The 25,206-nt window shown below is 58.0% G+C and carries 25 protein-coding genes; 12 read left to right on the forward strand and 13 right to left on the reverse strand.

Annotation, left to right across the window (positions count from 1 at the left end):
- The first annotated feature begins 5 nt into the window (after positions 1 to 5).
- From MWR57_RS12260 to MWR57_RS12290, 7 genes are all read left to right on the forward strand, one after another.
- A complete protein-coding gene (locus tag MWR57_RS12260) occupies positions 6 to 1,472 on the forward strand; it encodes a sensor histidine kinase (RefSeq protein ID WP_423125112.1) in 1,467 nt (488 codons plus the stop codon).
- On the forward strand, positions 1,462 to 2,118 hold the full coding sequence (locus MWR57_RS12265) for a response regulator (protein WP_423125113.1): 657 nt from the start codon (positions 1,462 to 1,464) through the stop codon (positions 2,116 to 2,118). Before MWR57_RS12260 ends, MWR57_RS12265 begins: the two co-directional genes overlap by 11 nt.
- Positions 2,119 to 2,293: 175 nt before the next feature.
- Positions 2,294 to 2,752, forward strand: coding sequence for an MOSC domain-containing protein (locus MWR57_RS12270; RefSeq protein WP_423125114.1), 459 nt, complete (start codon positions 2,294 to 2,296; stop codon positions 2,750 to 2,752).
- Positions 2,753 to 2,784: 32 nt separating this feature from the next.
- Positions 2,785 to 5,352: a molybdopterin-dependent oxidoreductase gene (locus MWR57_RS12275; RefSeq protein WP_423125115.1), complete on the forward strand. Its 2,568-nt coding sequence runs from the start codon at positions 2,785 to 2,787 to the stop codon at positions 5,350 to 5,352.
- Between the two features lie 79 nt (positions 5,353 to 5,431).
- Positions 5,432 to 6,184, forward strand: coding sequence for a 4Fe-4S dicluster domain-containing protein (locus MWR57_RS12280; RefSeq protein ID WP_423125116.1), 753 nt, complete (start codon positions 5,432 to 5,434; stop codon positions 6,182 to 6,184).
- 238 nt (positions 6,185 to 6,422) lie between these two features.
- Entirely contained in the window at positions 6,423 to 7,076 is a 654-nt protein-coding gene (locus MWR57_RS12285; protein ID WP_423125117.1) for a TorD/DmsD family molecular chaperone, read from the forward strand.
- Positions 7,073 to 8,086 carry a 4Fe-4S binding protein gene (locus MWR57_RS12290; protein WP_423125118.1) on the forward strand — a complete coding sequence of 338 codons (1,014 nt, stop codon included), beginning with the start codon at positions 7,073 to 7,075 and terminating at the stop codon, positions 8,084 to 8,086. The genes MWR57_RS12285 and MWR57_RS12290 overlap by 4 nt, the downstream gene beginning before the upstream one ends.
- A gap of 142 nt (positions 8,087 to 8,228) precedes the next feature.
- Here MWR57_RS12290 and MWR57_RS12295 read toward each other — a convergent pair whose 3' ends face one another.
- The 10 genes from MWR57_RS12295 to MWR57_RS12340 all read right to left on the reverse strand — a co-directional run bounded on the left by MWR57_RS12295 (position 8,229) and on the right by MWR57_RS12340 (position 16,271).
- Positions 8,229 to 8,471 (reverse strand): sulfurtransferase TusA family protein, encoded by a 243-nt coding sequence (locus tag MWR57_RS12295; protein WP_423125119.1) that lies wholly within the window; start codon positions 8,469 to 8,471, stop codon positions 8,229 to 8,231.
- Complete coding sequence (locus MWR57_RS12300) at positions 8,446 to 10,587, reverse strand: sigma 54-interacting transcriptional regulator (RefSeq protein ID WP_423125120.1); 2,142 nt, start codon at positions 10,585 to 10,587, stop codon at positions 8,446 to 8,448. Before MWR57_RS12300 ends, MWR57_RS12295 begins: the two co-directional genes overlap by 26 nt.
- 86 nt (positions 10,588 to 10,673) lie before the next feature.
- Complete coding sequence (locus MWR57_RS12305) at positions 10,674 to 11,372, reverse strand: cytochrome c biogenesis CcdA family protein (protein ID WP_423125121.1); 699 nt, start codon at positions 11,370 to 11,372, stop codon at positions 10,674 to 10,676.
- On the reverse strand, positions 11,372 to 11,773 hold the full coding sequence (locus MWR57_RS12310) for a thioredoxin family protein (protein WP_423125122.1): 402 nt from the start codon (positions 11,771 to 11,773) through the stop codon (positions 11,372 to 11,374). Before MWR57_RS12310 ends, MWR57_RS12305 begins: the two co-directional genes overlap by 1 nt.
- A gap of 57 nt (positions 11,774 to 11,830) precedes the next feature.
- Positions 11,831 to 12,337: a rhodanese-like domain-containing protein gene (locus tag MWR57_RS12315; protein ID WP_423125123.1), complete on the reverse strand. Its 507-nt coding sequence runs from the start codon at positions 12,335 to 12,337 to the stop codon at positions 11,831 to 11,833.
- The gene (gene arsB / locus MWR57_RS12320) at positions 12,318 to 13,664 is read right to left on the reverse strand and encodes an ACR3 family arsenite efflux transporter (protein ID WP_423125124.1); all 1,347 of its coding nucleotides are present in this window, start codon (positions 13,662 to 13,664) and stop codon (positions 12,318 to 12,320) included. Before arsB ends, MWR57_RS12315 begins: the two co-directional genes overlap by 20 nt.
- 84 nt (positions 13,665 to 13,748) lie before the next feature.
- Positions 13,749 to 14,090 (reverse strand): ArsR/SmtB family transcription factor, encoded by a 342-nt coding sequence (locus tag MWR57_RS12325; protein WP_423125125.1) that lies wholly within the window; start codon positions 14,088 to 14,090, stop codon positions 13,749 to 13,751.
- A gap of 93 nt (positions 14,091 to 14,183) precedes the next feature.
- On the reverse strand, positions 14,184 to 15,128 hold the full coding sequence (locus tag MWR57_RS12330) for a class I SAM-dependent methyltransferase (protein ID WP_423125126.1): 945 nt from the start codon (positions 15,126 to 15,128) through the stop codon (positions 14,184 to 14,186).
- 38 nt (positions 15,129 to 15,166) lie between these two features.
- Positions 15,167 to 15,700: a (Fe-S)-binding protein gene (locus tag MWR57_RS12335; RefSeq protein ID WP_423125127.1), complete on the reverse strand. Its 534-nt coding sequence runs from the start codon at positions 15,698 to 15,700 to the stop codon at positions 15,167 to 15,169.
- Positions 15,701 to 15,809: 109 nt separating this feature from the next.
- On the reverse strand, positions 15,810 to 16,271 hold the full coding sequence (locus tag MWR57_RS12340) for a hypothetical protein (RefSeq protein ID WP_423125128.1): 462 nt from the start codon (positions 16,269 to 16,271) through the stop codon (positions 15,810 to 15,812).
- 121 nt (positions 16,272 to 16,392) lie between these two features.
- Here MWR57_RS12340 and MWR57_RS12345 point away from each other — a divergent pair, with 121 nt between their 5' ends.
- Positions 16,393 to 17,082, forward strand: coding sequence for a Crp/Fnr family transcriptional regulator (locus tag MWR57_RS12345; RefSeq protein ID WP_423125129.1), 690 nt, complete (start codon positions 16,393 to 16,395; stop codon positions 17,080 to 17,082).
- 190 nt (positions 17,083 to 17,272) lie between these two features.
- On the opposite strand, the gene MWR57_RS12350 is transcribed toward MWR57_RS12345, so the two are convergent.
- Positions 17,273 to 17,593 (reverse strand): hypothetical protein, encoded by a 321-nt coding sequence (locus tag MWR57_RS12350; RefSeq protein ID WP_423125130.1) that lies wholly within the window; start codon positions 17,591 to 17,593, stop codon positions 17,273 to 17,275.
- A gap of 116 nt (positions 17,594 to 17,709) precedes the next feature.
- Complete coding sequence (extI, locus tag MWR57_RS12355) at positions 17,710 to 19,104, reverse strand: selenite/tellurite reduction operon porin ExtI (RefSeq protein WP_423125131.1); 1,395 nt, start codon at positions 19,102 to 19,104, stop codon at positions 17,710 to 17,712.
- A 278-nt stretch (positions 19,105 to 19,382) separates the two neighbouring features.
- On the opposite strand from extI, the gene MWR57_RS12360 reads away from it, so the two are divergent.
- The 4 genes from MWR57_RS12360 to cooS all read left to right on the forward strand — a co-directional run bounded on the left by MWR57_RS12360 (position 19,383) and on the right by cooS (position 24,681).
- The gene (locus MWR57_RS12360) at positions 19,383 to 20,198 is read left to right on the forward strand and encodes a ZIP family metal transporter (protein WP_479723974.1); all 816 of its coding nucleotides are present in this window, start codon (positions 19,383 to 19,385) and stop codon (positions 20,196 to 20,198) included.
- Between the two features lie 179 nt (positions 20,199 to 20,377).
- Positions 20,378 to 21,388 (forward strand): serine/threonine protein kinase, encoded by a 1,011-nt coding sequence (locus MWR57_RS12365; RefSeq protein ID WP_423125132.1) that lies wholly within the window; start codon positions 20,378 to 20,380, stop codon positions 21,386 to 21,388.
- A gap of 97 nt (positions 21,389 to 21,485) precedes the next feature.
- A complete protein-coding gene (locus MWR57_RS12370; RefSeq protein ID WP_423125133.1) occupies positions 21,486 to 22,538 on the forward strand; it encodes a lipid A deacylase LpxR family protein in 1,053 nt (350 codons plus the stop codon).
- Between the two features lie 262 nt (positions 22,539 to 22,800).
- The gene (gene cooS, locus MWR57_RS12375; protein WP_423125134.1) at positions 22,801 to 24,681 is read left to right on the forward strand and encodes an anaerobic carbon-monoxide dehydrogenase catalytic subunit; all 1,881 of its coding nucleotides are present in this window, start codon (positions 22,801 to 22,803) and stop codon (positions 24,679 to 24,681) included.
- A 106-nt stretch (positions 24,682 to 24,787) separates the two neighbouring features.
- Here cooS and MWR57_RS12380 read toward each other — a convergent pair whose 3' ends face one another.
- A complete protein-coding gene (locus tag MWR57_RS12380) occupies positions 24,788 to 25,198 on the reverse strand; it encodes a hypothetical protein (RefSeq protein WP_423125135.1) in 411 nt (136 codons plus the stop codon).
- Positions 25,199 to 25,206 lie beyond the last annotated feature (8 nt).

Here is a 25,206-nt window from a genome sequence, read left to right on the forward strand (position 1 = left end):
CTCCCGTGGCTGTTGGCCTGCTCCCTGTGACCGCGTTTTTCCGGCAAGCCGCGTATAAAGCCAGGTCCGTTCTGCTCAGCGTGCCGCTGCGGTTGAAGATTCTTGGCTTGGCCCTGACTCTGATCCTGCTTTTTGGCGCGGTCACCATTTATAAGGTGCAGGCGGCGCTCAGCGAGAACTTCGACGCCTTCCTCCGGGAAGAGAGCCGCTTCGTGGCCACGGAACTTTCCTATCAAACCCACGATTATTTACTGATCAACGATGTCTACGGCTTGACCCAGATGCTTCGAAACACGGTGCAGAATCGTCCGGACCTGCGCTATGTTTTTGTCCGCAACACCCACGGGCAGGTGGTGGCCCACACCTTTGAGGGCGGGTTTCCTGCTGACCTGCTGAAAAACCTCCCCGGTCTTTCGCCGCAGGGATCAGAGCCGAAACTGCTCCGCACCAATGAGGGAAATATTTGGGAGGCGGCGGCGGGCATCAGCAACGGCAACGAGGGTGCGGTGGTGGTCGGAGTGAAGGGCGACAGCCTGCGCCGCCAGATTGGGGCGATCACCGGCTCCCTTGCCCGGACCACCTTGCTGGTTGCGATATTCGGGGTGCTCTTGTCTTTGGGACTGACCTGGATTATCACCAAGCCCGTAACCAGGCTGCTCGAAGCCACCCGGGCCGTGCGGCGGGGGGATTATTCCATGAATCCGGCTCCGACGGAAAGCCAGGATGAACTTGGCAAACTCATGGAAGGCTTCAACGCCATGGTGTTTTCCTTGGCCAGCGCGGATAAGGCCCGCTTGGAAAAGGAGCATCTCCAACGGGATTTCCTGCATCGGGTCATGGCCGGCCAGGAAGGGGAAAGAAAACGGATCGCCCGCGAGCTCCACGACCAGACCGGTCAGGCGCTGGCCTCGGTCATGGTTGATCTCAAGATGCTGGAAAACGCGAAAAACGAGAACGAAATCCGCCAGAGCATCGGCCGGTTGCGAAAGGCCATAACCGAGGAGATGGAGGCGATCCATGATCTGGCAGTGGCGCTGCGGCCCAGCGTGCTGGACGATCTCGGCCTGGTTCCGGCGGTGGAGATGCTGGTTCGGGGGTTTACCAACCGCCACTCCATCCCGGTGGAGCTGACCATTATCGGCTTTGCCGAGAAGAGGGCGGATGGTTGCACGGAAACCTGCGTTTATCGGATTATCCAGGAAGCCCTCGCCAATGTGGCGCGGCATGCCCGGGCCACTGCGGTGAGCGTTCTTCTGGAATGGCGCGGGGAAAAACTTCGGGGCGTGATCGAGGATAACGGAGTCGGTTTCGTGCCGGAGCTGGTCGATTCCAAGACTAAGCTCGGGGTGCTGGGAATGCGGGAGCGAACCCAGTTGCTGCAAGGGTCTTTCCGGGTTGAAAGCAGTCCGGGCGAGGGTGCCATGCTGGTTTTTGAAATGCCTGCCAAGGCGGGGGTCTGCCATGAACAGTGAACTGATCCGGATTTTGGTGGTCGATGATCATCCGGTGCTTCTTTCCGGTTTGAGCCTGCTGCTCAATGCCGAACCGGACATGGAGGTGGCGGGTACGGCCGATTCGGGGCCCAAGGCCTTGGCGCTTACCAAGGAACTGCAACCGGACATCGTGCTCCTCGATATCTCCCTGCCGGGAACCAGCGGGCTTCTGCTTTTGCCGGAGATATTGCGCCAGGCGCGTGCAACCTGCGTCCTCATGCTGACCATGCATGAGGACCATCAGTATCTCAAGGAAGCCGTGGCCAAGGGCGCCAAGGGCTTTATCCTCAAGAAATGTCTGGATGTGGACCTGCTTTATGCCATCCGCGCGGTGATGCGGGGGCAGATGTACATCCATCCGGCCATGATGCCGGATATCCTGGCCGAACAGGACAAGGGCGCAGCCTCCCCCGAGGAGATGCTCTGGCTCTCGCTCAGTAACCGGGAGCAGCAGGTCATGCTCGCGGTGGCCATGGGGTTCACGAGCAGGGAGATCGCCGAGCAGCATTTCTTGAGTGAAAAAACCGTGGCCACCTATCGTTCCAGAGCCATGGCCAAGCTTGGCCTGGAAACCAGGGCCGAGCTGGTTGAGTTTGTTTCCCGCCAAAAACGTTCCGCGAAATAGCCCGTTTTCCTGACAGACGGTTGTCGGGAAAACCCCTACAAAGAAATCAAGAAATCCCCGCTTGTTTTCCTTTTCCGCTTCCCCTATCCTGATCTGTAATTGGAGGAGTTTCCTGCTTTTTTGTGCTCCCGGCCTGTGGTCAAAGGCCGTATTCATCAATACACGAGAGGTGCTCATGGGCGTGGTGGAAGCGGTTTGTATCAGCGAAAAAAAAGGCATGGTGAAAAAAGAGGTTCCCGAGATTCTCCTGGAGGAAAACTGGGGAATCACCGGGGATGCCCATGCCGGGATCTGGCACCGGCAGGTTTCCCTGCTGGCCGGGGAAAGCATTGATGCGGTGAAGAAAAAGATGCCCCACCTGAAGCACGGGGTGTTTGCCGAAAACATCGTCTGCCGGGACCTGGATTTGATGGCCCTTGCCATCGGCGACCGGTTGGTGATCGACGGCCAGGTCGTGCTCGAAGTCACCCAGATCGGCAAAGAATGCCACAATGCCGGTTGCGCCATCAAGAAAGCCACCGGGGACTGCATCATGCCCAAGGAAGGCATCTTCACCAAGGTCATCCACGGCGGGGTTGTCAAGGCCGGCCTTGCCATTGAAATAGAACGCATTACTCAGAGGCAACACGGGTAGCATAGCCTGAAGCACACAAAGGAGAGAAGCGCATGAAGATCAAAAGAAGAGATTTTCTTAAGCTCAGCGCGGCAACCGGTCTGGCGGCCGCCGCTTTCAAGGGTTCCACCCTGAACGCCCTGGCCGAAGCGCCGCAGGGAGCCATCGGGGAGAAGCCCGGCACATGGATGCCCTCCACCTGCCAGGGCTGCACGGCCTGGTGTCCGGTGGAGTTTTTTATTCAGGACGGCCGCGCCGTGAAGGTGCGCGGCAACCAGCTCAGTAAGGCCAACAACGGCTACTGCTGCCCCCGCGGCCACCTGATGCTCCAGCAGACCTACGATCCGGACCGGGTTCTGACTCCGATGAAGCGGACCAACCCGGCCAAGGGCCGCGGCATCGACCCCAAGTTCGTGCCCATCACCTGGGACGAGGCTCTGGATACCATCGCCGATAAGATGATGGAACTGCGCAAAGCCGGAGAGCCGGAAAAGCTCCTCTATATGCGCGGCCGTTACTCCCCTACCTCCCAGGAACTCTGCTACGGCACCATGCCGAAGATCTTCGGCAGCCCCAATGCCATCTCGCACAGCGCCATCTGCGCCGAGGCGGAGAAGATGGGTCCCGGCTACACTCAAGGGTTCTTCGGCTACCGCGATTATGATATGGCCAAGACCAAATGCCTGGTGGTTTGGGGCTGTGATCCGCTTTCCTCCAACCGGCAGGTACCTAACACCATCAATAAGTTCGGCGATATCTTGGACCGGGGTACGGTCATCGCGGTTGATCCGCGCCTCTCCGCCTCGGCCGCCAAGGCCAATGAGTGGCTGCCGATCAAGCCCGGCGAGGACGGCGCCCTGGCCGCGGCCATCGCCCATGTGCTTCTGAGCGAAGGCATGTGGAGCAAGGAGTTCGTCGGCGAATTCAAGGACGGCAAGAACCTTTTCAAGGTCGGCGCCACCGTGGACGAGGCCGCCTTTGAGGAGAAACAGACCCACGGCGTGGTCAAATGGTGGAACCTTGAGCTGAAGGACAAGACCCCGGCCTGGGCCGCCAAGATCACCCTGATCCCGGAAAAGCAAATCGTCCGCGTTGCCCGAACCATGGGCAAGGCCGGCTCTGCCTGTGCTGTTTTCATGGGGCCGGGTGTGGCCATGACCCCGCGCGGCACCTATGCCTCCATGGCGGTGTACGCCTTAAACGGCATCCTCGGCTCAATCGAGACCGAGGGTGGCGTCATGCAGAGTTCAAGCGCGCCGACGGATAAATTCCCCTCCATCGACAAGTACCTGGACGATCTGGCGAAAAAATCCGGCAAGGCTAAGAAAATCGACGGTCGCGGCGCCAAGGACATGCCCGCCATCATGGGCGGCATCGACAAAAAGGAGAAAGACGGCAAGGTGACCGAGAGCGCCAAGGCGAACGTGGTCACCAACAACGTGGCCAACGGCATGTTGAAGGATCCGGGGGCGATCAAGGTGTGCATCAGCACCTGGACCAACTTTGCCTTCTCCGGCACCGGCGCCCAGCGCTGGGAAAAGGCCCTGTCCGCGCTGCCTTTTTTCGCCCATCTGGTCACCAACGCCTCGGAGATGAGCCAGTTTGCCGACATCGTTCTGCCGGCCACCTTTGCCCCGACCGAGAAGCTTTCGATCATCACCAACATGGCGAACCTCCATGGCCATATGTCCATCCAGCAGCCGGTCGTCAAACCGCTGGGTCAGGCCAAACCCGAGGAGACCGAGATGATGTGGCTGCTGGCCGAGAAGCTCAAGGCCAGGGGCTTTGCCAATCTCTTCGACTACTATGCCTCCCTCGAAGACCCGGAAACCAAGAAAAAACCCGCCAACGCCGCCGAATTCATCGAAATCGCCGCCAAGATCTCCAGTCACAAGGTCTGGGACGGCAAGGACAAGATGAAGGGCGACCAGCTCTCCGGTTGGGAGGATTTCAAGAAGAAGGGCATCTACAACACCGAAACCTATGCCTACAAGAAGAACTGGGGCAAGTTCAAGACCGAAACCAAGAAGTTCGAGTTCTACAGCGAGACCCTGAAGAAGACCCTGGGCTTGTTCGCGGAAAAGAACAAGACCACGGTGGACGAGGTTCTCAAGGCCAGCGGCTACGAAGCCCAGGGCGAACTGGTCTTCGTGCCGCACTACGAATCGCCCAAACGCCACGGCAGCGAAAAGGAATACCCCTTTACCTTCATCGACTACAAGTCGCGGCTCAACCGCGAGGGCCGGAGCCAGAACACCGTCTGGTACCATGAGTTCAAGAAGTTGGATGTGGGCGATGAGAGCTGGGAAGATGTCGTGAAAATCAACCCCGCGGACGGCAAGAAGCTCGGCATCAAAACCGGCGACATGGTCAAGCTCACCTCGACCACCGCCAGTATCACGGTCAAGGCAAAATTGTGGGAAGGGGTGCGACCCGGCACCATCGCCAAATGCTATGGTCAGGGGCACTGGGCCTATGGCCGGACCGCCGCCAAGGACTATGCCAAGGCGATCCCGAGAGGTGCGAACAACAACGAACTTATGCCCGATGATTACGACCGGCTCAGCGGCGCCACCGCAAGAAACGGCGGCTTCACCGGCGTAAAAATTCAGAAGGCCTAAAGCTGAGTTGAGCAGCTTGCCTGCTCAAACGAAACTTATACCCGAAGGGTGTAAGCATTTTCACAGGAGGAAATGATAAATGACGCAATATGCGATGGTAATAGATCTTCAGAAATGTGCTGGGTGCGGGGCCTGCGCCCTGGCCTGCAAAAGCGAGAACAACACCGCAGGCAGAAGCTTGGGGCAGGCCCATAACTGGGTCGACTACAAGAGCGAGACCAGCGGCAAGTTTCCCACGACCAAATACACGTCCATACCGGTGCAATGCAACCACTGCAGCAACGCGCCCTGTGTCAAGGCCTGCCCGGTGACCCCCAAGGCGATGTACAAGACCAAGGACGGCATCACCATGCACAACGACGAGCGCTGCATCGGTTGCCGCGCCTGTCAGGAGGCATGTCCCTATTCCAAGATGGAGGTCAAGGGCGGAGAGACCAGCGTTATCAGCTACAACGAGGAGGGTAAGCCCTATGAACCCTTTTATGCAGACAAGACGGAGATGATCCCCGGCTGCACCACCTCTCCGGCGGAAATGGCGGCCAAGACCGACAACCCGCCCCACCGGACCAAGTACGACCATCCGGACTATCAGGATGTGCGGCGCAACGGCATCACCGAAAAGTGCATCTTCTGCGAGCACCGGGTGAAAAAGGGTTTGTTGCCCAACTGTGTGGCTGCTTGTCCGGCTAAGGCCAGAACCTTCGGCGATCTCCAAGACAAGAACAGCGAGGTTGCCCAACTGCTCAAGAAGTACAAGGGCACGGTTCTCAAGCCCGAAAAAGGCACCAAGCCCAATGTCTATTACATCCGGAGCTACAGCGCGGCCAAGTAGTCTGAGCAAAGGATAGCCGGAAGTTTAGGGGGCGGGTGCTCAGGCATTCCGCCCCCTTTTTTAGCAGGGTTTTTCGTTGAGGCTCTTGTAAAATGCTTTGTTGTGCTTCGACAGGCTCAGCATGAACGGAAGAAACTATAATGATTTTAAGATGGCTACCGTTCGCCCTGAGCCTGTCGAAGGGTGTTTTTCTCTTTTTGCAAAAGACTTCGCAGTATACTCTTTTTAAGGAAACACTATGACCACCGAACTCATGCAAGCCGCCCAGCGCCAAAGCGATGCCTACCGGTTGCTTGCCGCCTGTTTCTATCAACCGGACCGGGAGATGTTTCTCGAGGAGAACCTCTGCGCCAATCTGGCAGGGCTGATGCAGGAAATTTCGCTGCCGGCGGTGGCGCAAGCCTGCCGACGGATGGCGCAGTCCCTTGCGGAAAACAGCCAGGAAGAACTGTTGGTCGAGTATTCCGCTCTGTTTTTGGGGCCCTTCGGCGCTCCGGCCCATCCGTATGGCTCGGTGTATCTGGAGCAGGAAAGGAAATTGATGGGCGATTCGACCATGGAAGTCCTGAAGTTCTATGCGGATTCAGGGGTAAAGCACGAAGGTGACGAGCCGCCTGATCATATTGCCATCGAGCTTGAGTTCATGAGCTTTCTCGAAGGCAAGATCGCCCAGGCCATCAACGAATCGAACCAAGCGGAGCGTGCCGATTTTTTCGCGCTCCGTGCCCGGTTTTTCAACAGGTTGCTCGCCTCGTGGGCGCCTATTCTCGGCAATATCCTCAAGGAGCAGGCTACCCTTGCTTTTTACCGCGACCTGGGAGAATGCCTGGTCGGCTTCATCGGCGCGGAGCAGCAACGGCTCCAGAAATCAGCAGCAGCCCAAGCCCCATGAGCCTAGCCGACCGCCTGACTGAGCGTTTTCGCAGCAGCGAACCGCCTGCTCTTGAATTCATCTCCCGCCGCTGTCTGCGCAACCGGCTGCAAGGCAATGGTTGCAGCCGCTGTCTTGACGAGTGCCCGGTCCAGGCCATCATCCCGGAAGCAGGGAGCGGGGTGCGTCTGGACCTGAAGCGCTGCGTGGGCTGTCTGGCCTGCACCGCCGTCTGCCCGGTCGAGGCGCTGGTCGGGTGCGACTCCCGCCTGGCCGCACTCCCAGCCAAGCTGGCTGCTGGGAAAGCGGTTTTCCTTTGCTGTGAAAAAGGGATCCGCACCGGCGAGGAGATTATTCTTCCCTGCTTGGGCGCACTTTCCGAGGAGCATCTGGTCGCCTTTGCCGCCCGGTCGAGGGAAACTGTTTGCCTGTACCTTGCCCGGTGCGGTGATTGCCGGGGTTCGTTTGTCCCGGAGATTCTGGCTCGACGCCTCCAGGCCCTTGACCGCAAGCTGGGGCATGACGGCCTCACCTCTCGCATCAGGTTGGTTACGGAGGAAGAAGAGATCGGGCCGGCGGCATCAGCGAGCAGACGCTCTTTTTTCCGCGCCTTCTGGGATCTTTCCATCCATGCCGCTTCTGAGACCATTACCACCCTGCAGGCGGAGCCGAACCCCCGGGAAAAGCATGCCCACAAGCATCAGCCGCCTCGTTTGGCTTTACTCCGTCAAACCCTGGCGGGCTCCAGCGACGAAACCGTCCGGCTGGCCCTGCTGCCTCTCTTTTTCACGCTTACGGTGAATACGGAATGCAACTTCTGCGGCGGATGCGCCGGGATGTGCCCCACCGGGGCGCTTAAGAACACCAGGGAATACGAGCTGAAACGGCTGCAGTTCGATTGGGGTCGCTGCAGCGGCTGCGGGCTGTGTCTGGAATTTTGCCGGAAAAATGCGCTTACCCTGACCGCAGGTCGCAGTCCGGAATCCTTGGGCACGGAAATTGAGGTCTTGCTGCAGTTAGCCCCGGAGTAACCCCGCAGACAGGATACGCTGGATGTCAGCCCGTTTTTTGCGTGGGGATGTATCTAATTCCAAATCAAAAAAGCAGAGCACGCAACGAACGGCGAAATAATACCGAATGATTTGGAATTGAAATTGCGCCTGATAATCGCACCTACCCTTTCTTGATGTAAAACCTGATAAACCCCGCATCTTCGACCTCGCCTAAAAATTCGTGCCCCGCTCGTTTGCACCAACCGGGCAGGTCATTTTTTGAGCCCGGATCAGTGCCTAAGATTTCCAGGATCTCTCCGGAATTGATCGCGTCAATTGCCTTCTTGGTTTTGAGCAACGGCATGGGGCAACTCATTCCTTTGCAGTCCAAGGTCTTGTCAGGTTTGATGCTGTTTGGTTCCATGTAATTCCTCCGTTGTGTGGGTGGGGCTCAATGGGCCGGCGCGATCTTCCTCCGCCGGGTCGCTAAGCTGGTATTGCGCGATTTTACGGCGCAGGGTGTCCTTGGATATGGCCAGTTCGCGGCAGACCGCCATCTTTTTCCATTTGTGCCGCTCAAGGGAACGCAGGATGGTCTGGCAAGCCATTTCTTCAAGCGTCAAGGGGGCTCCGGCAGGATGGTCATGGAGGAGAGAGTTGTCATCCTTCCGTTGCGCAAACGGATCGGGAAGATGGGCCGGTTGGATAAGCCCGCCGGGGCAGAGGATGAAGGCATACTCGATGATATTTTTGAGTTCCCTGATATTGCCTGGAAAATCATATTGCAGGAGCAGCGCCAGGGCTGCGTCCGAAATTTCCGCGATGTCTTTTCCTGTTTTGGCGGAGAACAGGGTGATCATATGCTGCACCAGCAGGGGGATGTCCTCTTTGCGTTCCCGCAGGGGCGGCAGGGTGATCCGGACTACGTTGAGTCGGTAGAAAAGATCTTCCCGGAAAAGACCCTTCTGCACCTGGTCGTGAAGATCCCTGTTGGTGGCGGCGATAATCCGGGCATCCGCCTCGATGGTTTTGTTCGAACCCAGCGGTTCATATCGCTTTTCCTGGAGCACCCGCAGCAGTTTCACCTGGACGCCAAGCGAGATGTCGCCGATTTCGTCGAGGAAAAGAGTGCCTTTCTCGGCGGCGGCAAAGCGCCCCTGTTTGTCTTGCCTTGCATCGGTGAACGCTCCAGCTTTGTACCCAAAGAGTTCCGACTCCAGAAGGGTTTCCGGCAAGGCCCCGCAACTGACCGCCACGAAAGGCTGGTCTTTTCTGGTGCTGGCATTGTGAATTGCTCTCGCCAGTATTTCCTTGCCGGTGCCGGATTCTCCCAGGACCAGGACATTACTGTCGCTGTGGGCGATTTCCGGCAGGATGCTGAAGATGTTTTGCATCTTGGCATTCTTGCTGATGATCTCGTCAAAAGAGTAGCGTTGCGCTATCTGTTTGCGCAGGATTGTAACAAGGCTCAGGTCGCGGAAGGTTTCCACCCCGCCGATGATGGTGCCTTCATGGTCCACCAGGGGCGAAGCACTGACGCTGATGGGGATATTTTTCCCCAGGGTGTCGCGGATGTGGACGGTGCGGTTGGCCACCGCTTTGCCTGCATAGAGGCTCTGGGCTATGGGGCATTCCTGGCCGCAGACGTCGGACTGAAAAACCTCGGCGCATAATTTTCCCACGGCGTCATGCCGCTTCCAGCCGGTGATTATTTCCGCGGCCCGGTTAAACGAGGTGATCCGCCAATTGCGGTCCACCGTGAACACCCCATCGGCGACACTCTCCAGGATCAGGTCTGTGGTCATGATCTGGGTCATGTCCCGAAAGGTGCCGACCCCGCCGATGACTTCACCGTCCGGGTTCATCAGGGCCGCAGCGCTGATGCTGATCGGGATGGTCCGGCCATGTTTATCCTTGGGAAAAACGAGCCGGCCGACAATGGGATTGTCGTGCTGAATGCTTTGCCCCAGAATACACTCGGCACCGCAGAGGCTGCCGCCGAATATTTTCAGGCAGGGGGTGCCGAGCACCTCTGCCTCTGTCCAACCCAAAATTCGTTGTGCGGCAGGGTTGAACGAGGTGATGAGCAGGTTCTTGTCCACCGTGAAGACACCATCGGCGATATTCTTGAGGACCAGGGAAAAACTTTGCGCGGAGTCCGAAGTGTCCCGAAGGGAGACAACGGCGCCGGAAAAATTGCCTTCCGCATCGGGAATAGCCTGGGCAGTTACCCGCACGGCCGTCGGCGATCCATTGGCCGGGTCGAAAAAAACAGTCTGGTATTTGGATATACTGTGCCCCCTGGCAAGGGAGCGCTGGATGGCATGGAGTCCGCCGAAACGTTGTTCGCTGAATATCGCGTTGAAGTCCTGCCCGATAGTGGCGTGCGCCGAAAGATGAAGAAGTTGTTCAGCCCTTTTGTTCAGCCAACTGATTTTCCACAGGCGATCGACCATGAATGTCGCCTCCGGCTGGACCACAACGTCGGCTTTGGGGAACGGCGTGGCTGTCTGGAAGAGCCGCAGGTCTTTTATGGTCATGGTTTTTCCGCCTTTCGCATCGTTGAGAGAGAAGGAAAATTGGGCTCCAGGAACTCATTGTAACACAAAGAGCAATTGTTCTGATGTTACACAAAGGGTCTGACCAGGAAATATACTCCAAGCCCACCGATCAGCACCCCGGCCCCCTTACGGAACCATCCGCTGGCCTCCCCGAAGGAGGAGCTGGCCAGCAGCCGTTTCACCGTGGCGGTTGAACTGCCTGCCACGGCAATGGGCAGGCAATGGCCCACGGCAAACAGAAGGATGAACACAACCCCGGTCAGCACCTGCTGCTGGACCGTGATGATGGCCAGGATGGGGGCGATGAAGCCGAAGGTGCAGGAGCCGGAGAGCACGCCGTAGGCCAGACCCAGCACAAAAGCGCCCCATGCGCCCTTCACCTGTAGTTTCGCCATGAGCCCGCTTGGCATGGAGCACTTGGCAATGCCCAGCATGTCAACGGCCACCCAGATAAGAATCACCCCCACGGCCATGGTCCAGTACGGCCCCACATCGCCCAGCATCCTGCCGAGCAGGGCGCAGATCACCCCCACCAGGACGATGGTTAAAAAAAGGCCGGTGCTGAACAGCACCGCGTAGTGCACGGCCTGCCTGCCCTTGACCAGTTGTTCCTGGCCGCCCACATAGGCCACCACCAGAGGGATGGAAGCCAGGTGGCAGGGGCTGAGCAAGACGCTGATCATGCCCCAGAGAAAACAGCCCAGGGCGGCCAGGGCCAGGCCCGCGCCCATCCAGGCATTGACCTGGAGAAAAAGGGCATCCATTACTTGTCGCCTCCGCCACCGGGTTGGGCAACGCCCATTTTGGCAAGCTGAGCCACGATGGCTTGTTTGTCCATGAAGCCGACATGGCGGTACACCTCCGTGCCGTTTTGGTCAAAAAACACCTGGGTGGGGATCATGCTCACCTTGTATTTTTTTGATTGCTCCGGCATCTTCCAGACATCGATAAAGACAATGGCGGCCTTGTCCTTGTACTCTGTTTTCAGCTCTTCCAGGATGGGGGCCATCATCTTGCAGGGGATGCAGGTGGTGGCGCCCAAGTCAACCATGGTGACCATGCCGGGCACCGGGATGGCCAGCGAGCCGCCGCCAGCCAGGCCATCGGAAACCTGTAGACCCAGAATGGCGGCCAGTAAGAATGCGAAGCGGATAAAAATTTTCATCTGTTCTCCTTGTGGATTATGGTTTTTTCTTCGTGCATGAAAACGGTGCTCCCTGCTTCAGCGTGTCGTGGCATTGACGAAATCGCGTGCTTTGTCTCCCCGCAGCAATTCGGCAAGCCCGAGCAGGCCGTCGTTGAGGTATCTGGCCCGGTATCCTTTGGTGGTGAGATAGAGCCGGGCCATGCTGGAGCGATCGTAGTGGGGGCAGGCGGTGACGATGAGCTTGCTCTTGTCCAGTTCGCCCAGCCGGGCCGGCAGTTCGTTAAGCGGGATGTTCTTGGCGAAGTTCATGTGCCAAGCGGCGAATTCCTCGGGGAAGCGGATATCGATGAGCTGGGCTTCTCCTTTCTTGAGCAGTTCCACCAGTTCCTTGCTGTCGATCTTCATCTCCTTGCGTTCCTGGTAGGAGAAACCTGCCAGATAGTCGTCAAGGGAAGCGGCCTGTGCCGGACTGAAGCACAGGAGCAGGAACAATCCCGCCGTCCATGGCCAATGTCTCGTTTGCATCTGTTTTTTCTCCTTGGTGGCGGCGATCAGACCGGCCTCACGGTTTGCAGGAAACATGGCAGACTCCGGCCAGGGTTTCCTTGGTAAAGGGGAAATATTTCTTCCGGAACCAAAGCGCCACGTTGACCAACCCGATGAGCACCGGCACTTCGACCAGCGGCCCGATCACCGCGGCAAAGGCGACGCCGGAGTTGATGCCGAACACGGCGATGGCCACGGCGATGGCCAGCTCAAAGTTATTGGAAGCGGCGGTGAAGGAGAGGGTGGCGGACTGCTCGTAGGTGGCCCCCACCTTCATGGACATGAAAAAGGAAACCAGGAACATGACCAGAAAGTAGATGGTGAGCGGGATGGCGATGCGAATCACGTCAAAGGGCAATTGCACGATGTATTCGCCCTTGAGGGAAAACATCACCATGATGGTGAAGAGCAGGAAGATCAGGGTGAAGGGGCTGATCTTGGGAATCAGCTTTTCCTGGTACCAGGCTTCGCCCTTGAGTTTTACCCCGATAAAGCGGGTCAGCATCCCGGCGAGAAAGGGGATGCCGAGATAGATGAAGACCGACTCGGCGATCTGTGCCATGGAGATGTCCACCACCGCGCCGGTCAGCCCCAGCCAGCCCGGCAGCACGGAGATGAAAAACCAGGCGTAGATTGAGAAGAAGAGCACCTGGAAGATGGAGTTGAAGGCCACCAGCCCGGCGCAGTATTCGGTGTCGCCGCTGGCCAGATCGTTCCAGACAATGACCATGGCGATGCAGCGGGCCAGGCCGATGAGGATGAGCCCCACCATGTATTCGTGGTGGCCGGCAAGAAAGGTGACGGCCAGGAGAAACATGAGGAGCGGGCCGATAAGCCAGTTCTGCACCAGGGAAAGGGCCAGCACCCTGAAGTCGCGGAAAACCTCGTGCAGCTTTTCGTAGCGCACCTTGGCCAGGGGCGGGTACATCATGAGGATCAGGCCGATGGCGATGGGGATGTTGGTGGCGCCGACTTGAAAGGAGTTGATGATCTCGGTGACCGGCGGATAGAGATAGCCTCCCATCACCCCGATGAACATGGCCAGGAAGATCCAGAGGGTGAGGTACTGGTCGAGGAAGGAGAGTTTTTTGCCTGTTTCCGGAGCGGGGGGCTCCGGAGGGGTGCTGTTCTCGTAGCCGAGCCAGGCGAGGACTTCCTTTTTAGCGGGAACCTTGCCCACACATTTCACCGTGCCGTCGATGACCACCGCCGGGGTTGAGAAGACGCCAAACGTGGCGATCTGTTCAAAATCCGTCACTTTTTCGATGGTGGCCTGCGTCCCGGTCTCGTTCAACACGGTCTGCATGAGGCGTTCCACCTCGCGGCATTTAGGGCAGCCAGGGCCCAACACTTGAATTTTCATGGGGATTCTCCTGTCTCACGTGCAGCACTGGCTGCCGGGTGATTTCCTTTTTTAGCCGCATAGGCGGATGAGTGCGGAAAAAAATCAGGCGCAGGGTTTCTTGGTGCGGCGAAACGCCTCCAGGGCCGCATAGTCCTGGAGGGTGTCCGGCAACTCGCGCAATCGCTTGCCGAGCAACGCGACCAGTTCCTGGGCAAAAGGCGTCGGCATCTCGGCCAGCCGGTAATACATCCAGACTCCGCGGCGCCTGCCTTTTACCCAGCCCGTATTGCGCAGATAGGCGAGATGGCGGGAGATTGTCGATTGCGGCAACTGGAGCACGGCCATCAGGTCGCACACGCAGAGTTCGCCGTTCAGGAGCAGGGCCAGAATCCGCAAGCGGGGCTCCTCGGAGAGGGCTTTGAAAAATTGTGCTGTTGTCCGCATGGAGCTCCCGATGGGCATTTGTGTTCAGAGCCATTAAGGGGCGAGAAATTTGAATTTAGCATATCCGCATAGGCGGATAAAATCAAAAGATATTTATCTGCCGGGGCTTGCAGGCAGGGACGACCGGGAGAGGTTGCTTATCCGCCAGGCAAAGGGTGCGTCGGCTCCCGGCACATGCACAACTTCCCAATGCAACGCCTGTTGTTTCGCGGAGAGCACCTCGGCCAAAACTCTGGCTTGGTTTTCAGTCAAGGCCGCTTTTTTCAAGGCCATGATCCGCTGGTCTTCCATTTCCAATGCACGGCGCAAGGCCAGGAGTTTTTCCAGACTGTCCGGCTCGGCCATGATGCGGGCGATATCGGCGGCCACCTCCTTCACAATGGATTGATCTGGATGCTTGCGCTGGAGGGTGGCGAATATCCGGGCGAGTCGTTGCCATGTTTCTGGGGTTGATTTTTTTCGCCGGCGAAGGGCCAAAACGGCGGTGGAGAACAGACCGGCCGGGGAGAGGGTTTCACGGAGGGCTTTGAGCCGGGCGAGATTATCCCGGACGATCACTCCGTCGGCGTGATGGCAGATAAACAAATACTTTCCCTCAAAGGTCGAAACCCGGGATACTTCCTGTATGGCAGCCGAAACATTCCCGTACTCAAGGGCGAACTGGCTGGTAATAACCTCAAAACTGCCGTCGGCAAAGGGAAGCTGTTCAATCCTGGTTTCGGGATAGAGGGTGATGGCCGTGTCCAGTTTGGGAAGCACGGCTGCGTAATCGACTCCGGATAATTGCAGATCGGGCCGGACGGCTTGCGCCTCGGTAAGCACGGCCCCGCCGCCGGTGCCCAGGTCCAGCAGTCGTGCGGACCGGGGAAGGGAGACAAAGAATTGTCGCCATATTTCCTGAAGATGATTGGCTGCAACGCCGGGCAGGTCCGGCAGGCAGCCGCGTGACGCGGCAGGCGTTGTGCGCCAGTAATGGGACCAGGCGTTCGCCTCATGTTTTAGAGGTATGTTTTTCACGGCGAGGCTCTGATTTTTCAAGGATGGTCATCCTTTTCCCTGTACGGCAGGTTGATCGGTCATTGCCTATCAAAATGAAAGCGGCTCAGGTAGGCGGTAAGCTCTTTTTGCGCATTGGACGGCAGAACCGGACAATCTTTCGCAACCTTGCCGCCCTCGGCCGCCGTGGAGGCGAAGGCAATGCAGGTCGCAAGCCCGCATTGGCCGCAATCTGTCTTGGGCAGCAGTCTTAGGATGTCCGCAGGCGTTGGCCACGGCGCAGCAGTATATTTGGGGGTAATCTCTTCCCGTTTTTCCCAGGCCGTGTTGATTTCCCTTTGGAGCCAGGCGAGGATTTCCTCAGCTTCTGTCGGGTTCTTTGTGCAATTGATGGCGATGCTGTCCGCATCCACGGTGACGAGGATGCCCCGGGAATAATGGAAGGCAAGCGAGGGGGGCTCCTTGATATAGGTGTATCCGCCCAGAACGGCATTCAGGTAAGGAAGGGCTTCGCTCACGTTTTGATCGAGCAGGGCAAGGCAACGCAGGGATGGCCCTTTGTTTCGGCAGCACCCGGCGGGGGAAAATTCCACGGTAAAGGAGGTGAGCAGCATTATTTTTTCTCCGTAACGGGGCAATCATTTGGGGATAAGGGTTTTGGAGGCATGGCCGACGAATCATCCTTGCGAAAATGCGCTGCCTCGAGCCAACTGTACGTTCGAGTTATGCTCCGCCCTCCGCTCTTGCAGGGGGGGTACAATGGGTTGCTCCTCCGGTGGTAACATAATCGGGCGTGTACGCCAGGTGCCGCGCAGCGTATGAACGTTGCGGAATGTGCGCGTTTTCCAGGATAAAGCCTTCCAGTTTTCTGACCAGTTCGGGCGAAAGCGCACCGAAGCGGATCCGTCTTTCCCTGATACAGTAGCCGTCTGAAAAAAAACAGCCATGCACGTGATCACTGATGCGCGCAAAGGGAATGTCATGGATATACATGCCGCCGGTCGTAAAGAGCATCCCTTCGGACGGGAAATCCTTGGGAGGACGATTGTCGGCAATGTATGTGAATGTTACGCCGTTCATGCTGATGTCGAGAACCCTGCCGACCTCATTGTGGAACACATACATCTCCTGGCACGGGGTGAACCGCGGGAATTTTTCGTAACGCCCGTCTTCTCGTTTTTTCATGGGCGATTCTCCTGTGTTGGCTCTGCCGGATCCGGGAAAAATATTTTTTTGTGAGTTTTTTTCATAAAAACGAGTAACTATTGTCAGAATACACGCTGAAGCGCATTCAGGAGGATACGCAATGGTCAACGGTCCGGATTATAATTTTCTGCGAGCGATCCCTGTTTTTTCCGGCATCCCGGAGGATGTGCTGAAAGATTTGCTGGCCCGTTGCCGGAAAAAGAAATTCCGCAGCGGTCAGCATGTTTTCTATCAGGACGACGCCGTCGAGTATCTCTATATTGTCGAGATGGGCTCGGTGGAGATCTATAAAAGCGATATCAACGGCCGCAAGGTTACCCTCTGGCATGTCGACGCAGGGAAGGTTTTTTGTCTGGCCAACCTCTTTGCCGGCAGATCTTTTGCCAATGCCCTGGCCCAGGATGACTGCCTGATTTTCTGTCTGCCGCGGAAGGATCTGGACTGGATCTTGGCCCAGCATCATGAGCTCGCCCTGCATTTTATCACCTGTATTTCTTCGAAACTGGCCGGCTATGCGACCCTGCTGGAGGATTTCACCTTTAAGAATGTGCAGGAGCGGCTGATCAAGATACTCCTTGCCAATTCGCAGCCGGGGAAGGACAAGATTCCGGTGTGCAGCCTTTCCCAGAACGAACTGGCCTGCCGCTTGGGAACCTGTCGCGAGGTGGTCTCCCGCAGTCTGACCAAATTGAAAAACGAGGGGCTTCTGGAAACGGAGAGTGCGGGAAGAGGGTCGCGTATCATGCTGAAAGATCCTGCCAGATTGCAGAATCTGGGCGATCCTTTCTGATCGGGGGCGTGGTTCCAGAGCCGTAGATTTCAAAGGGGAATCCGCTGATTCTTTTTCTTTGTGGGGAAAAAGCCCCGGCTGGCCGCGGGAGGCCAGCCGGGAAGGAGATAAGGAGACAGGTGATGCTCTACAAAGGGCCGTCGCCCAGAATAGCTTTTGTGCAACGAGGCTGCGCATTTCCGGCAGGCTTCTAATCCTCGCCTTTCGGCTCCGCCCACTTGAAGCGAAACCATCGTTCTTTCCCGTTTTTGGCTTCAACCTGTTCCGGTTGAGGCGAAGAAGTCTGCTTTTCCACAACAGGTTGTTGGGCCTTGACCGCAGGCTTGGGTGTGGCCGGCATGTCCAGGCTTGCTATGGCATCGGTTTTCCCTTGGAGGGCTACTCCCTGAATGGTTCCCGTGTATTGGATCACCACCGCATTACCGGAGGTAAGATGCACGACCAGCTCTTCGGCAAAGGCGGGGCTGCTTGCGATCAGGCCAAACAGGATGAAGAGGATTGTTTTTTTCATTTTTTCTCCTGATGGGGTGTTCTGCCGTGTTGGTATCATTCCCCCAGCGTCAACCTTGGGGAAAACAGGCCTTCCCGCCTTGGGGACAAGAAGGCCTGCAAAAAAATCATGCCGGGTTAAAATGAAACCATGAACATGGCCGCCACGGTGTCGTAGCTGGTTGTCGTGCCGACGGTCGGGGTGAGGAAGTCGATGTAATCAGCAAGGTTCGTGGGTTTGTCATACTCGGTGCGGTAGTACTCGAGGGTGAAACGGATTTTGTCATCCCCTCTCACAAAGTAGTTCGCCCCAAGCCCCCACTGTTGCACGCCCTGATCGTCGACGTTCAAAAGATTGGCTACGTTCCAATCTTCATAGCGCGCAAAAGGCTGGACTTTTCCTTTTGAACCCACGGTGAGGGGAAGAACGTAGCCGAGTTTAACATAGTAACCGTCCCTTTGGCCGGTGGCTCCACCCACTATGGTTCCCAGATCGCCAGGTGCGCGAGCGGTCTTGTAGGCATCGTCAAAATCGACGTCAAGATAGAGGGCGGTGGCGGTGAGAACGCCTCCGTTGGCAAAGGGGTATTCAAAGAAAAGATCCGCGGTCCAGGCGCTGTAATCCACCGTCTCATCGCCGGTAATCGCAGGCAAAAAGAAGTTGTCCGTACCCATCGCTCCGGCTGGTGATGTGTTCTTGTAGGCGGCATCCTTTTCGTACGCCCCAGCGACACCCAGGGTCAAGACCTTGCCTTTTTTCCCCAGATAGGTCCCCTTGTACCCTCCGGCGCTGGCGCTGGTCTCGGGATCCAGAAAGGAATAGTGGAGCCGGGCCACATATTCCAGATTGCTGCTGGGTTCGGCGCTGGTGGTATAGGTCTTGTCCTGGAACGGGTTGTAGAAAGTGGCCGCGCCCTCCCTGCCTTCCATGATCCCGGCGAAGTATTTCAGGTGATTATCAATAAAAGCGCCGGTGGCCACAACGCCCATGTCCCGGCTGTTTTTGGTGGCGTCCGTGCCATAGGGCGAATAGACAAAGGACGAGCGTTCGTGGCTCAACGGGGCAAAACATTCGTCCAGATTGGCGCGGGTCAGGGGAATTTTGGTCAGACCGGCCTTGATGTTGAGCTGATCGTTGAACATCCCGATGAGATAGCCGTCGGTCAGCCGGATCTGGGAATTGGTCTTGCTGTTATTTTTAGAGAGTTCATAGCCGCCACCTCCGAAATTACGGGTGGCGCTGGTGCCGGCGCAGGTCTGGAACTTGGCGCCCCAGGTGTCGTCAAACATGCCGGTGAAGACGAGCCTTGCCCTGCGGAGATCAGCATCCCAGCGGCTCGCCTGGCCATCAGCGCCGGAACCAAAATTCGTGTGATCCAGCATACCTTGGAATTTTACATCAAGTTGCAGGTAGCCGCCATCATCGCCGAAATCAATGGATGGTCCGGCGTTGGCTTTGTCCGGCAAGGCCAGTCCAGCCGCGAGGCATGAACAGAAGGCGGTTGCCGCAAAAACCGTGTACATTTTTTTCATCTCTCTCCTCCTTATGAAGATTGAAAAACAGTGCGCAGGCACAATGCCTTTGTCTCTCATAGCAAGAGGAGGAAGAGGGGAACAATGACCGAGGTCATTGGGCGGTGTGACTTTAGTCACAACGGAGACTGAGGGGGAAAGGAAAGAAGGGATTGCGGCAAGAGCCGTGCAACGTTCCCGCCCCATTTCCCGCATATACTTTTTGCTGTTTCTGGCATACAATGGCACATACGGTTTTTCAGGACAGCTCCAGACGACACAGGCGGCAGGCTCCCACCATGGTGATTTTTTTTCAGGAATTGAACCCGGTTCTCCAGGCCCTGCTGGCCACCATTTTTACCTGGGGCGTGACCGCTGCGGGCGCGGCCCTGGTGTTCATGCATCGAACCGTGAACCAGAAGCTCATGGATTCCATGCTCGGCTTTGCCGCCGGGGTGATGATCGCCGCGAGTTTCTGGTCGCTGCTTGCCCCGGGCATTGAGATGGCCGGCCAGATGGGGTTCGTCCCCTGGCGCACCGCGGCCCTCGGGTTTTTGGCCGGGGGGTTGTTCATGCGGCTCATTGACCGTTTCCTGCCCCATCTCCATCCCGGCCTGGATATCAGCAAGAGCGAGGGGGTGAAAACCTCCTGGCAGCGCAGCACGTTGCTGGTGCTGGCCATTACCCTGCACAACATCCCCGAGGGGCTGGCCGTGGGCGTGGCCTTTGGCGCAGTGGCCGCCAATATCCCTTCGGCAAGCCTGGGCGGCGCCATTGCCCTGGCCATCGGCATCGGCTTGCAGAATTTTCCCGAGGGCGCGGCGGTATCCATGCCCCTGCGCCGCGAGGGCTTGAGCCGGGGAAAAAGCTTCTTGCTCGGGCAAGCCTCCGGGTTGGTGGAGCCGGTGGCCGGAGTGTTGGGCGCCTATTTCGTCCTGAGCATGCAGTCCGTTCTCCCCTACGCCCTCTGTTTTGCCGCGGGAGCCATGATCTTTGTCGTGGTGGAAGAGCTTATCCCGGAATCGCAGCAGAATCCGAAGCATATCGACATGGTCACCATGGCGACCCTGGTGGGCTTTGCGGTGATGATGGTTCTTGACGTGGCGCTCGGCTGATAACGGTTCCGCAGCACCGCATCTGCGTTGTCATCGGCCAGCTCATGTGCGACAGCACATTTCGCAGACCTCTTCCTAGCATCTGCGGCACTGCGGAACCGTTATCGTCCAGGGAACATTGTATTTTTCGGCATCGCGCTGAATAGTTACCTCTTAATGAAGAACGAGATTGAAATATCATGAACCGCACTGTCGCGCCCCACGCGCATTCCGCTTTTCACCATCTGACCCCGGACATGGTCCTCGGGTTGGTGGAAAAGGGGCTGGATATCCGTTGCACCAATCTTTGCCGGCCCCTGGCCAGCTACATCAACCGGGTTTACGAGCTGGAGGGCGAGAACGGCGAAGGGCTGGTGGTCAAGTTCTACCGGCCAGGGCGCTGGGCCCGGGCTGCGCTCCAAGACGAGCATGAGTTTTTGCTGGAGCTTGCCGGTCGGGAGATTCCGGTCATCGCCCCGCTTGCCTTGCAGGGCAACGGCAGTCTCGGCGAGCATGAAGGGATGTATTTTACCGTGTTTCCCAAATGCGGCGGCCGCAGCCTGGATGAATACAGCGAGGAGCAGTGGTTGGAAATCGGCCGGTTGCTGGGCCGGATTCATGCCGTGGGCGCAGGCCGGATCCCGGAGGGGCGGATCACCATGACCCCGCAAAAATCAACCCGGCAGCAGGTGGATTATCTTCTGGCCGGAAAATTCCTGCCCGCGGATCTTGCCCCGCAATTCGCTGAGCTGGCGAAAGTGCTGATCGGTGAGATCAGTCCGCTGTTCGCCAACACCGAGATGATCCGCATCCACGGCGACTGCCATTTTTCCAACCTCATCTATCGCCCGGGCGAATCCTTTTATGTCATTGATTTCGACGACATGGCCCTCGGCCCGCCGGTGCAGGATTTCTGGATGCTGCTGCCCGGCTACCGGGAAGAGACCTTTGCCGAGATCGACCTTTTTCTTGAAGGCTACGAGACCTTCCGGGATTTCGACCGGCGGAGCCTGCGGCTGATCGAGCCGCTCAGGGCCATGCGCTTTATCCACTACATGGCCTGGTGCGGGTATCAGGTGGCCGAGGAGGGGTTGAGCAGGGTGGCGCCTGATTTCGGCACCCGCGAGTACTGGCAGCGGGAGCTGCGCGATCTTGCCGATCAACTGGAGCGGATCAGAAGCGCGCCCGAGCCCCAGGGCAACTGGCTCTGAGGCTGGGCGGTTTGATGAGAGAGAGGTGGGGTGTCCCCATAATGGGCGACAAGCGGCAACCTTCCGGCCGGAAAACGGAAGGATGGAGAAAGAAGATATGCTGATACCCACAGGTTTTACCCGTCCCGGTCTCCGGACCTGCCTTCCCGGGCTGCTTCTTGGCCTTTTCTGCCTCGCCCCGGCAACATCCTCCCTGGCCGCGGAAGAACCGCGGTTGCCGTGGACCGTGAATGTCTACTTTGAAAACGACCTCTTTACCGGCACGGACCGCAATTACACCAACGGCGTCAAAATCTCCCTCATCTCGCCGGACCTGGTCAGCTTTGTGGAGAGCGGCAAGCTGCCGGAATGGAGTCTTGAGTACGTTTACCGGCTGCCCTTTATCAACGATCCGGACCCGGCCTTGAAGCGCAAGGTGGAATTCTCCCTTGGCCAGGACATTTACACCCCGAGCGACATCTCCCGCAGCGACCTGATCAGCGATGATCGCCCCTATGCGGGCTGGACCTATTTTGCCGCGGCATTTCATACCAGAAGCAATAAGCAAATGGATACCATCGAACTGCAACTGGGCATGGTCGGGCCGGGCTCCTTTGCCGAGGAGACGCAGAAAACGGTGCACGATCTTACCGGCAATCAAGAACCAAACGGCTGGGATCACCAGTTAAAAAACGAGCCGGGGTTGGCCGCGATTTACGAACGCAAATGGCACCACGCCCCCTTCGTCAGCCGGGATACCTTTGCCATCGATGCCATCACCCACCTCGGCTGCGCCCTGGGCAATGTCTACACCTATGCCAACACCGGCTTTGAAACCCGTTTGGGCTGGAACCTGCCCGACGACTTCGGCGTAAGCCTGATCCGCCCGGCAGGCAACACCAGTTTTTCCGCAAGGCAGCAGCGAGGCGGTTATTTTTTTGCCGCGGTGAACGGCCGCGCGGTGCTCCAGGACATCTTTCTGGACGGCAATACCTTTGCCCACAGCCACAGCGTTGACAAGCGACCATTTGTCGTCGATCTGGCAGGCGGGGCCGCCGTCTATTTCCAGCAGTTCAAGCTGACCTGGACCCAGGTGCTCCGCACCAAGGAATACGACGAGCAACACGGCAATCACACCTTCGGGTCCCTGACCCTTTCCTTCTTTTTTTAGTCTCGCTTCCGCCGGGACAGGCGAAACCCCATGTTCCTCAAGACCTTGGCAAGGCCGGGCAGGAAAGGAGGAAGTTTTCCTGGTGTACTGTGCAGTATTGAAAAATCTTCCCCAGGGGTGATAGGATACTGCCAGGTATCGGCCCAGCATGTTCACGCTACTTTGAAAAATATAAGAAAAATGCCGGAAAGTTCACAGAACCTCTTTTCCGAGGAGTATAGCCTGCCCAAGAACAACCGGTGACCGCAAAGGAGGACGCAAGATGGCACGGGAAAAGCGATCGATCGAGGAGAAATCCATCTGGCCCGACGCCAGGCAAATGCTTGCCAAGGCCGAGCGCGACGGGGTGGAAACGGCCTGGGACCGGCTGGAACAGCAGACCCCGCACTGCAAATTCTGCGAGCTTGGCACCACCTGTCGCAACTGCGTCATGGGGCCGTGCCGGATCAGCGACAAGATGAAGCGCGGCGTCTGCGGCGCCGATGCGGATGTGATCGTGGCCAGGAACTTCGGCCGTTTCATCGCCGGAGGCGCTGCCGGCCACTCCGATCACGGCCGCGATCTGGTCGAGGTGCTGGAAGCGATTGTCGAGGGAGCCACCACGGATTACCAAATCCGGGATGAAGCAAAGCTGATCCGCATTGCCGGGGAAGTCGGGGTGAAAACAGAGGGGCGCGCGGTCATGGAGATCGCCCGCGATCTTCTGGAGGTGCTTTACGGCGACTTCGGCAGCCGCAAGAAAGAGGTTTCCTTTGTGTGCCGGGTGCCTGCCAAGCGGCGGGCAATCTGGAAGCAGCTCGGCATGACCCCGCGCGGGGTGGACCGGGAGATTGCCGAGATGATGCACCGCACCCACATGGGCTGCGACAACGACGCCCCCAACACCTTGATCCACGCGGCGCGCACCGCCCTGGCCGACGGCTGGGCCGGTTCGATGATCGGCACCGAACTCTCCGACGTGATCTTCGGCACCCCCACCCCCAAGATGGCGAAGGTGAATCTGGGGGTGATCCGGAAGGACCAGGTGAACATCCTGGTTCATGGCCACAATCCGGTGGTGAGCGAGATGATCGTCGCCGCCGCCCAGGATCCGGCCTTGCTGGCCCGAGCCAAGGCAGCAGGCGCCACCGGCATTAATATCGCCGGGCTCTGCTGCACCGGCAACGAGATCCTGGCCCGTCGGGGCATTCCCATGGCCGGCAACCACCTGATGACCGAGCTGGCCGTGGTCACCGGCGCGGTGGAGGCGATTGTCGTCGATTACCAGTGTATCATGCCCAGCCTGATCCCTGCGGCCGCCTGCTACCATACCAAGTTCATCACCACCGCCGACAAGGCCAAGTTCACCGGGGCCATCCATTTCAGCGTCCACCCGGAAACCGCCCTGGCCCAGGCCAAGGAGATCGTCTCCATCGCGGTGGATGGCTTCAGCAAGCGCGACCCCAATCGGGTGGAGATTCCCGGCGAGCCGGTGGATATCATGACCGGCTTCAGTAACGAGGCGATCCTTGCCGCCTTGGGCGGCAGCCTTGCCCCCCTGCTCGATGCGGTCAAGGCTGGCAAGGTGCGCGGCTTTGTCGGTATCGTCGGCTGCAACAACCCGAAATTCCAGCAGGATTCCTGCAACGTCGGCCTGGCCAAGGCATTGATCGAGAGAGACATCATGGTTCTGGTCACCGGCTGCGTGACCACCGCCGCGGGCAAGGCCGGCTTGCTGATGCCCGAGGCGATTTCCATGGCCGGGCCGGGGCTGAAAGCGGTGTGCGGTTCCCTGGGCATCCCGCCGGTTCTGCACATGGGCAGTTGCGTGGACAACTCGCGGATCATCCAGCTCTGCGCCTTGATCGCCAACGAATTGGGGGTTGATATCTCCGATCTGCCGGTGTGCGCCTCCTCGCCCGAGTGGTATTCGGAAAAAGCGGCGGCCATCGGCCTGTATGCGGTGGCCTGCGGCATCTATACCCATCTGGGGCTGCCGCCCAACATCCTCGGCTCCAAGGTGGTCACCGATCTGGCCCTGAACGGACTGGAAGGCTTGGTTGGGGCCAGCTTCGTGGTTGAGCCCGACCCGCTCAAGGCGGCCGAGCTTTTGGACCAGCGGATCACCGGCAAGCGCAAGGCGCTGGGGCTTGAAGGGGATTAGGCCTCTGCCCTTGAAGTATCTGCAACTATCGGGGCAGTGGGACACCGGCGATCTTTTCCCGGTGGGCGTCCGGCAGGAGGACAAGCGCGCCGCTGCTCCTGCCGGATTAATTTTTTTTGGCTTTGAGCCAGATAATGTTCCGCTGGTTTTTATAAGAAAGCATCCCTCTCTCCGCATCGTAATAGAGGCGGAACGCCAATTCCAATCCTTCCGGATCTTCACAGAGCAGGGTGTACAAGCGGTCCTTGCTGTCGGCCGTGTCTTCCGCGGTGATTGACTTGATGCGGTAAGGATAGATATTGCCATCGGCGCCGCCAATGATAAAAGAGTCCGCGTTGATGGTCACGAAGCAGGTTTGGTAGCGGGGGTCATCGGAATACCATTCCCCCAAAATATTCGGCGGGAGTTGCTGCGTTTTTGGGGGCCAAAAAACAAAAAAGAGGACGAGGCCAAGACAGATTGCTGCTGCAGCGTACAGCATCGGTTTGGCGAAGCCCTTGTTTTTAAAGGATTTCATGGTTGCCC

This window comes from Hydrosulfovibrio ferrireducens (assembly GCF_046883345.1).
GTDB classification, from domain to species: domain Bacteria; phylum Desulfobacterota; class Desulfobulbia; order Desulfobulbales; family Desulfurivibrionaceae; genus Thiovibrio; species Thiovibrio ferrireducens.

Excerpts from the sequence above, each read along its gene's own strand:
- MWR57_RS12270 (WP_423125114.1), top strand. The coding sequence starts at position 2,294 with ATGGGCGTGGTGGAAGCGGTTTGTATCAGCGAAAAAAAAGGCATGGTG.
- MWR57_RS12365 (WP_423125132.1), top strand. The coding sequence starts at position 20,378 with ATGAACCGCACTGTCGCGCCCCACGCGCATTCCGCTTTTCACCATCTG.
- MWR57_RS12265 (WP_423125113.1), top strand. The coding sequence starts at position 1,462 with ATGAACAGTGAACTGATCCGGATTTTGGTGGTCGATGATCATCCGGTG.
- MWR57_RS12360 (WP_479723974.1), top strand. The coding sequence starts at position 19,383 with ATGGTGATTTTTTTTCAGGAATTGAACCCGGTTCTCCAGGCCCTGCTG.
- MWR57_RS12275 (WP_423125115.1), top strand. The coding sequence starts at position 2,785 with ATGAAGATCAAAAGAAGAGATTTTCTTAAGCTCAGCGCGGCAACCGGT.
- MWR57_RS12305 (WP_423125121.1), bottom strand. The coding sequence starts at position 11,372 with ATGGATGCCCTTTTTCTCCAGGTCAATGCCTGGATGGGCGCGGGCCTG.
- cooS (WP_423125134.1), top strand. The coding sequence starts at position 22,801 with ATGGCACGGGAAAAGCGATCGATCGAGGAGAAATCCATCTGGCCCGAC.
- extI (WP_423125131.1), bottom strand. The coding sequence starts at position 19,104 with ATGAAAAAAATGTACACGGTTTTTGCGGCAACCGCCTTCTGTTCATGC.
- MWR57_RS12380 (WP_423125135.1), bottom strand. The coding sequence starts at position 25,198 with ATGAAATCCTTTAAAAACAAGGGCTTCGCCAAACCGATGCTGTACGCT.
- MWR57_RS12310 (WP_423125122.1), bottom strand. The coding sequence starts at position 11,773 with ATGAAAATTTTTATCCGCTTCGCATTCTTACTGGCCGCCATTCTGGGT.
- MWR57_RS12315 (WP_423125123.1), bottom strand. The coding sequence starts at position 12,337 with ATGTTTCCTGCAAACCGTGAGGCCGGTCTGATCGCCGCCACCAAGGAG.
- MWR57_RS12345 (WP_423125129.1), top strand. The coding sequence starts at position 16,393 with ATGGTCAACGGTCCGGATTATAATTTTCTGCGAGCGATCCCTGTTTTT.
- MWR57_RS12335 (WP_423125127.1), bottom strand. The coding sequence starts at position 15,700 with ATGCTGCTCACCTCCTTTACCGTGGAATTTTCCCCCGCCGGGTGCTGC.
- MWR57_RS12285 (WP_423125117.1), top strand. The coding sequence starts at position 6,423 with ATGACCACCGAACTCATGCAAGCCGCCCAGCGCCAAAGCGATGCCTAC.
- MWR57_RS12370 (WP_423125133.1), top strand. The coding sequence starts at position 21,486 with ATGCTGATACCCACAGGTTTTACCCGTCCCGGTCTCCGGACCTGCCTT.
- arsB (WP_423125124.1), bottom strand. The coding sequence starts at position 13,664 with ATGAAAATTCAAGTGTTGGGCCCTGGCTGCCCTAAATGCCGCGAGGTG.
- MWR57_RS12325 (WP_423125125.1), bottom strand. The coding sequence starts at position 14,090 with ATGCGGACAACAGCACAATTTTTCAAAGCCCTCTCCGAGGAGCCCCGC.
- MWR57_RS12295 (WP_423125119.1), bottom strand. The coding sequence starts at position 8,471 with ATGGAACCAAACAGCATCAAACCTGACAAGACCTTGGACTGCAAAGGA.
- MWR57_RS12290 (WP_423125118.1), top strand. The coding sequence starts at position 7,073 with ATGAGCCTAGCCGACCGCCTGACTGAGCGTTTTCGCAGCAGCGAACCG.
- MWR57_RS12340 (WP_423125128.1), bottom strand. The coding sequence starts at position 16,271 with ATGAAAAAACGAGAAGACGGGCGTTACGAAAAATTCCCGCGGTTCACC.
- MWR57_RS12280 (WP_423125116.1), top strand. The coding sequence starts at position 5,432 with ATGACGCAATATGCGATGGTAATAGATCTTCAGAAATGTGCTGGGTGC.
- MWR57_RS12350 (WP_423125130.1), bottom strand. The coding sequence starts at position 17,593 with ATGAAAAAAACAATCCTCTTCATCCTGTTTGGCCTGATCGCAAGCAGC.
- MWR57_RS12300 (WP_423125120.1), bottom strand. The coding sequence starts at position 10,587 with ATGACCATAAAAGACCTGCGGCTCTTCCAGACAGCCACGCCGTTCCCC.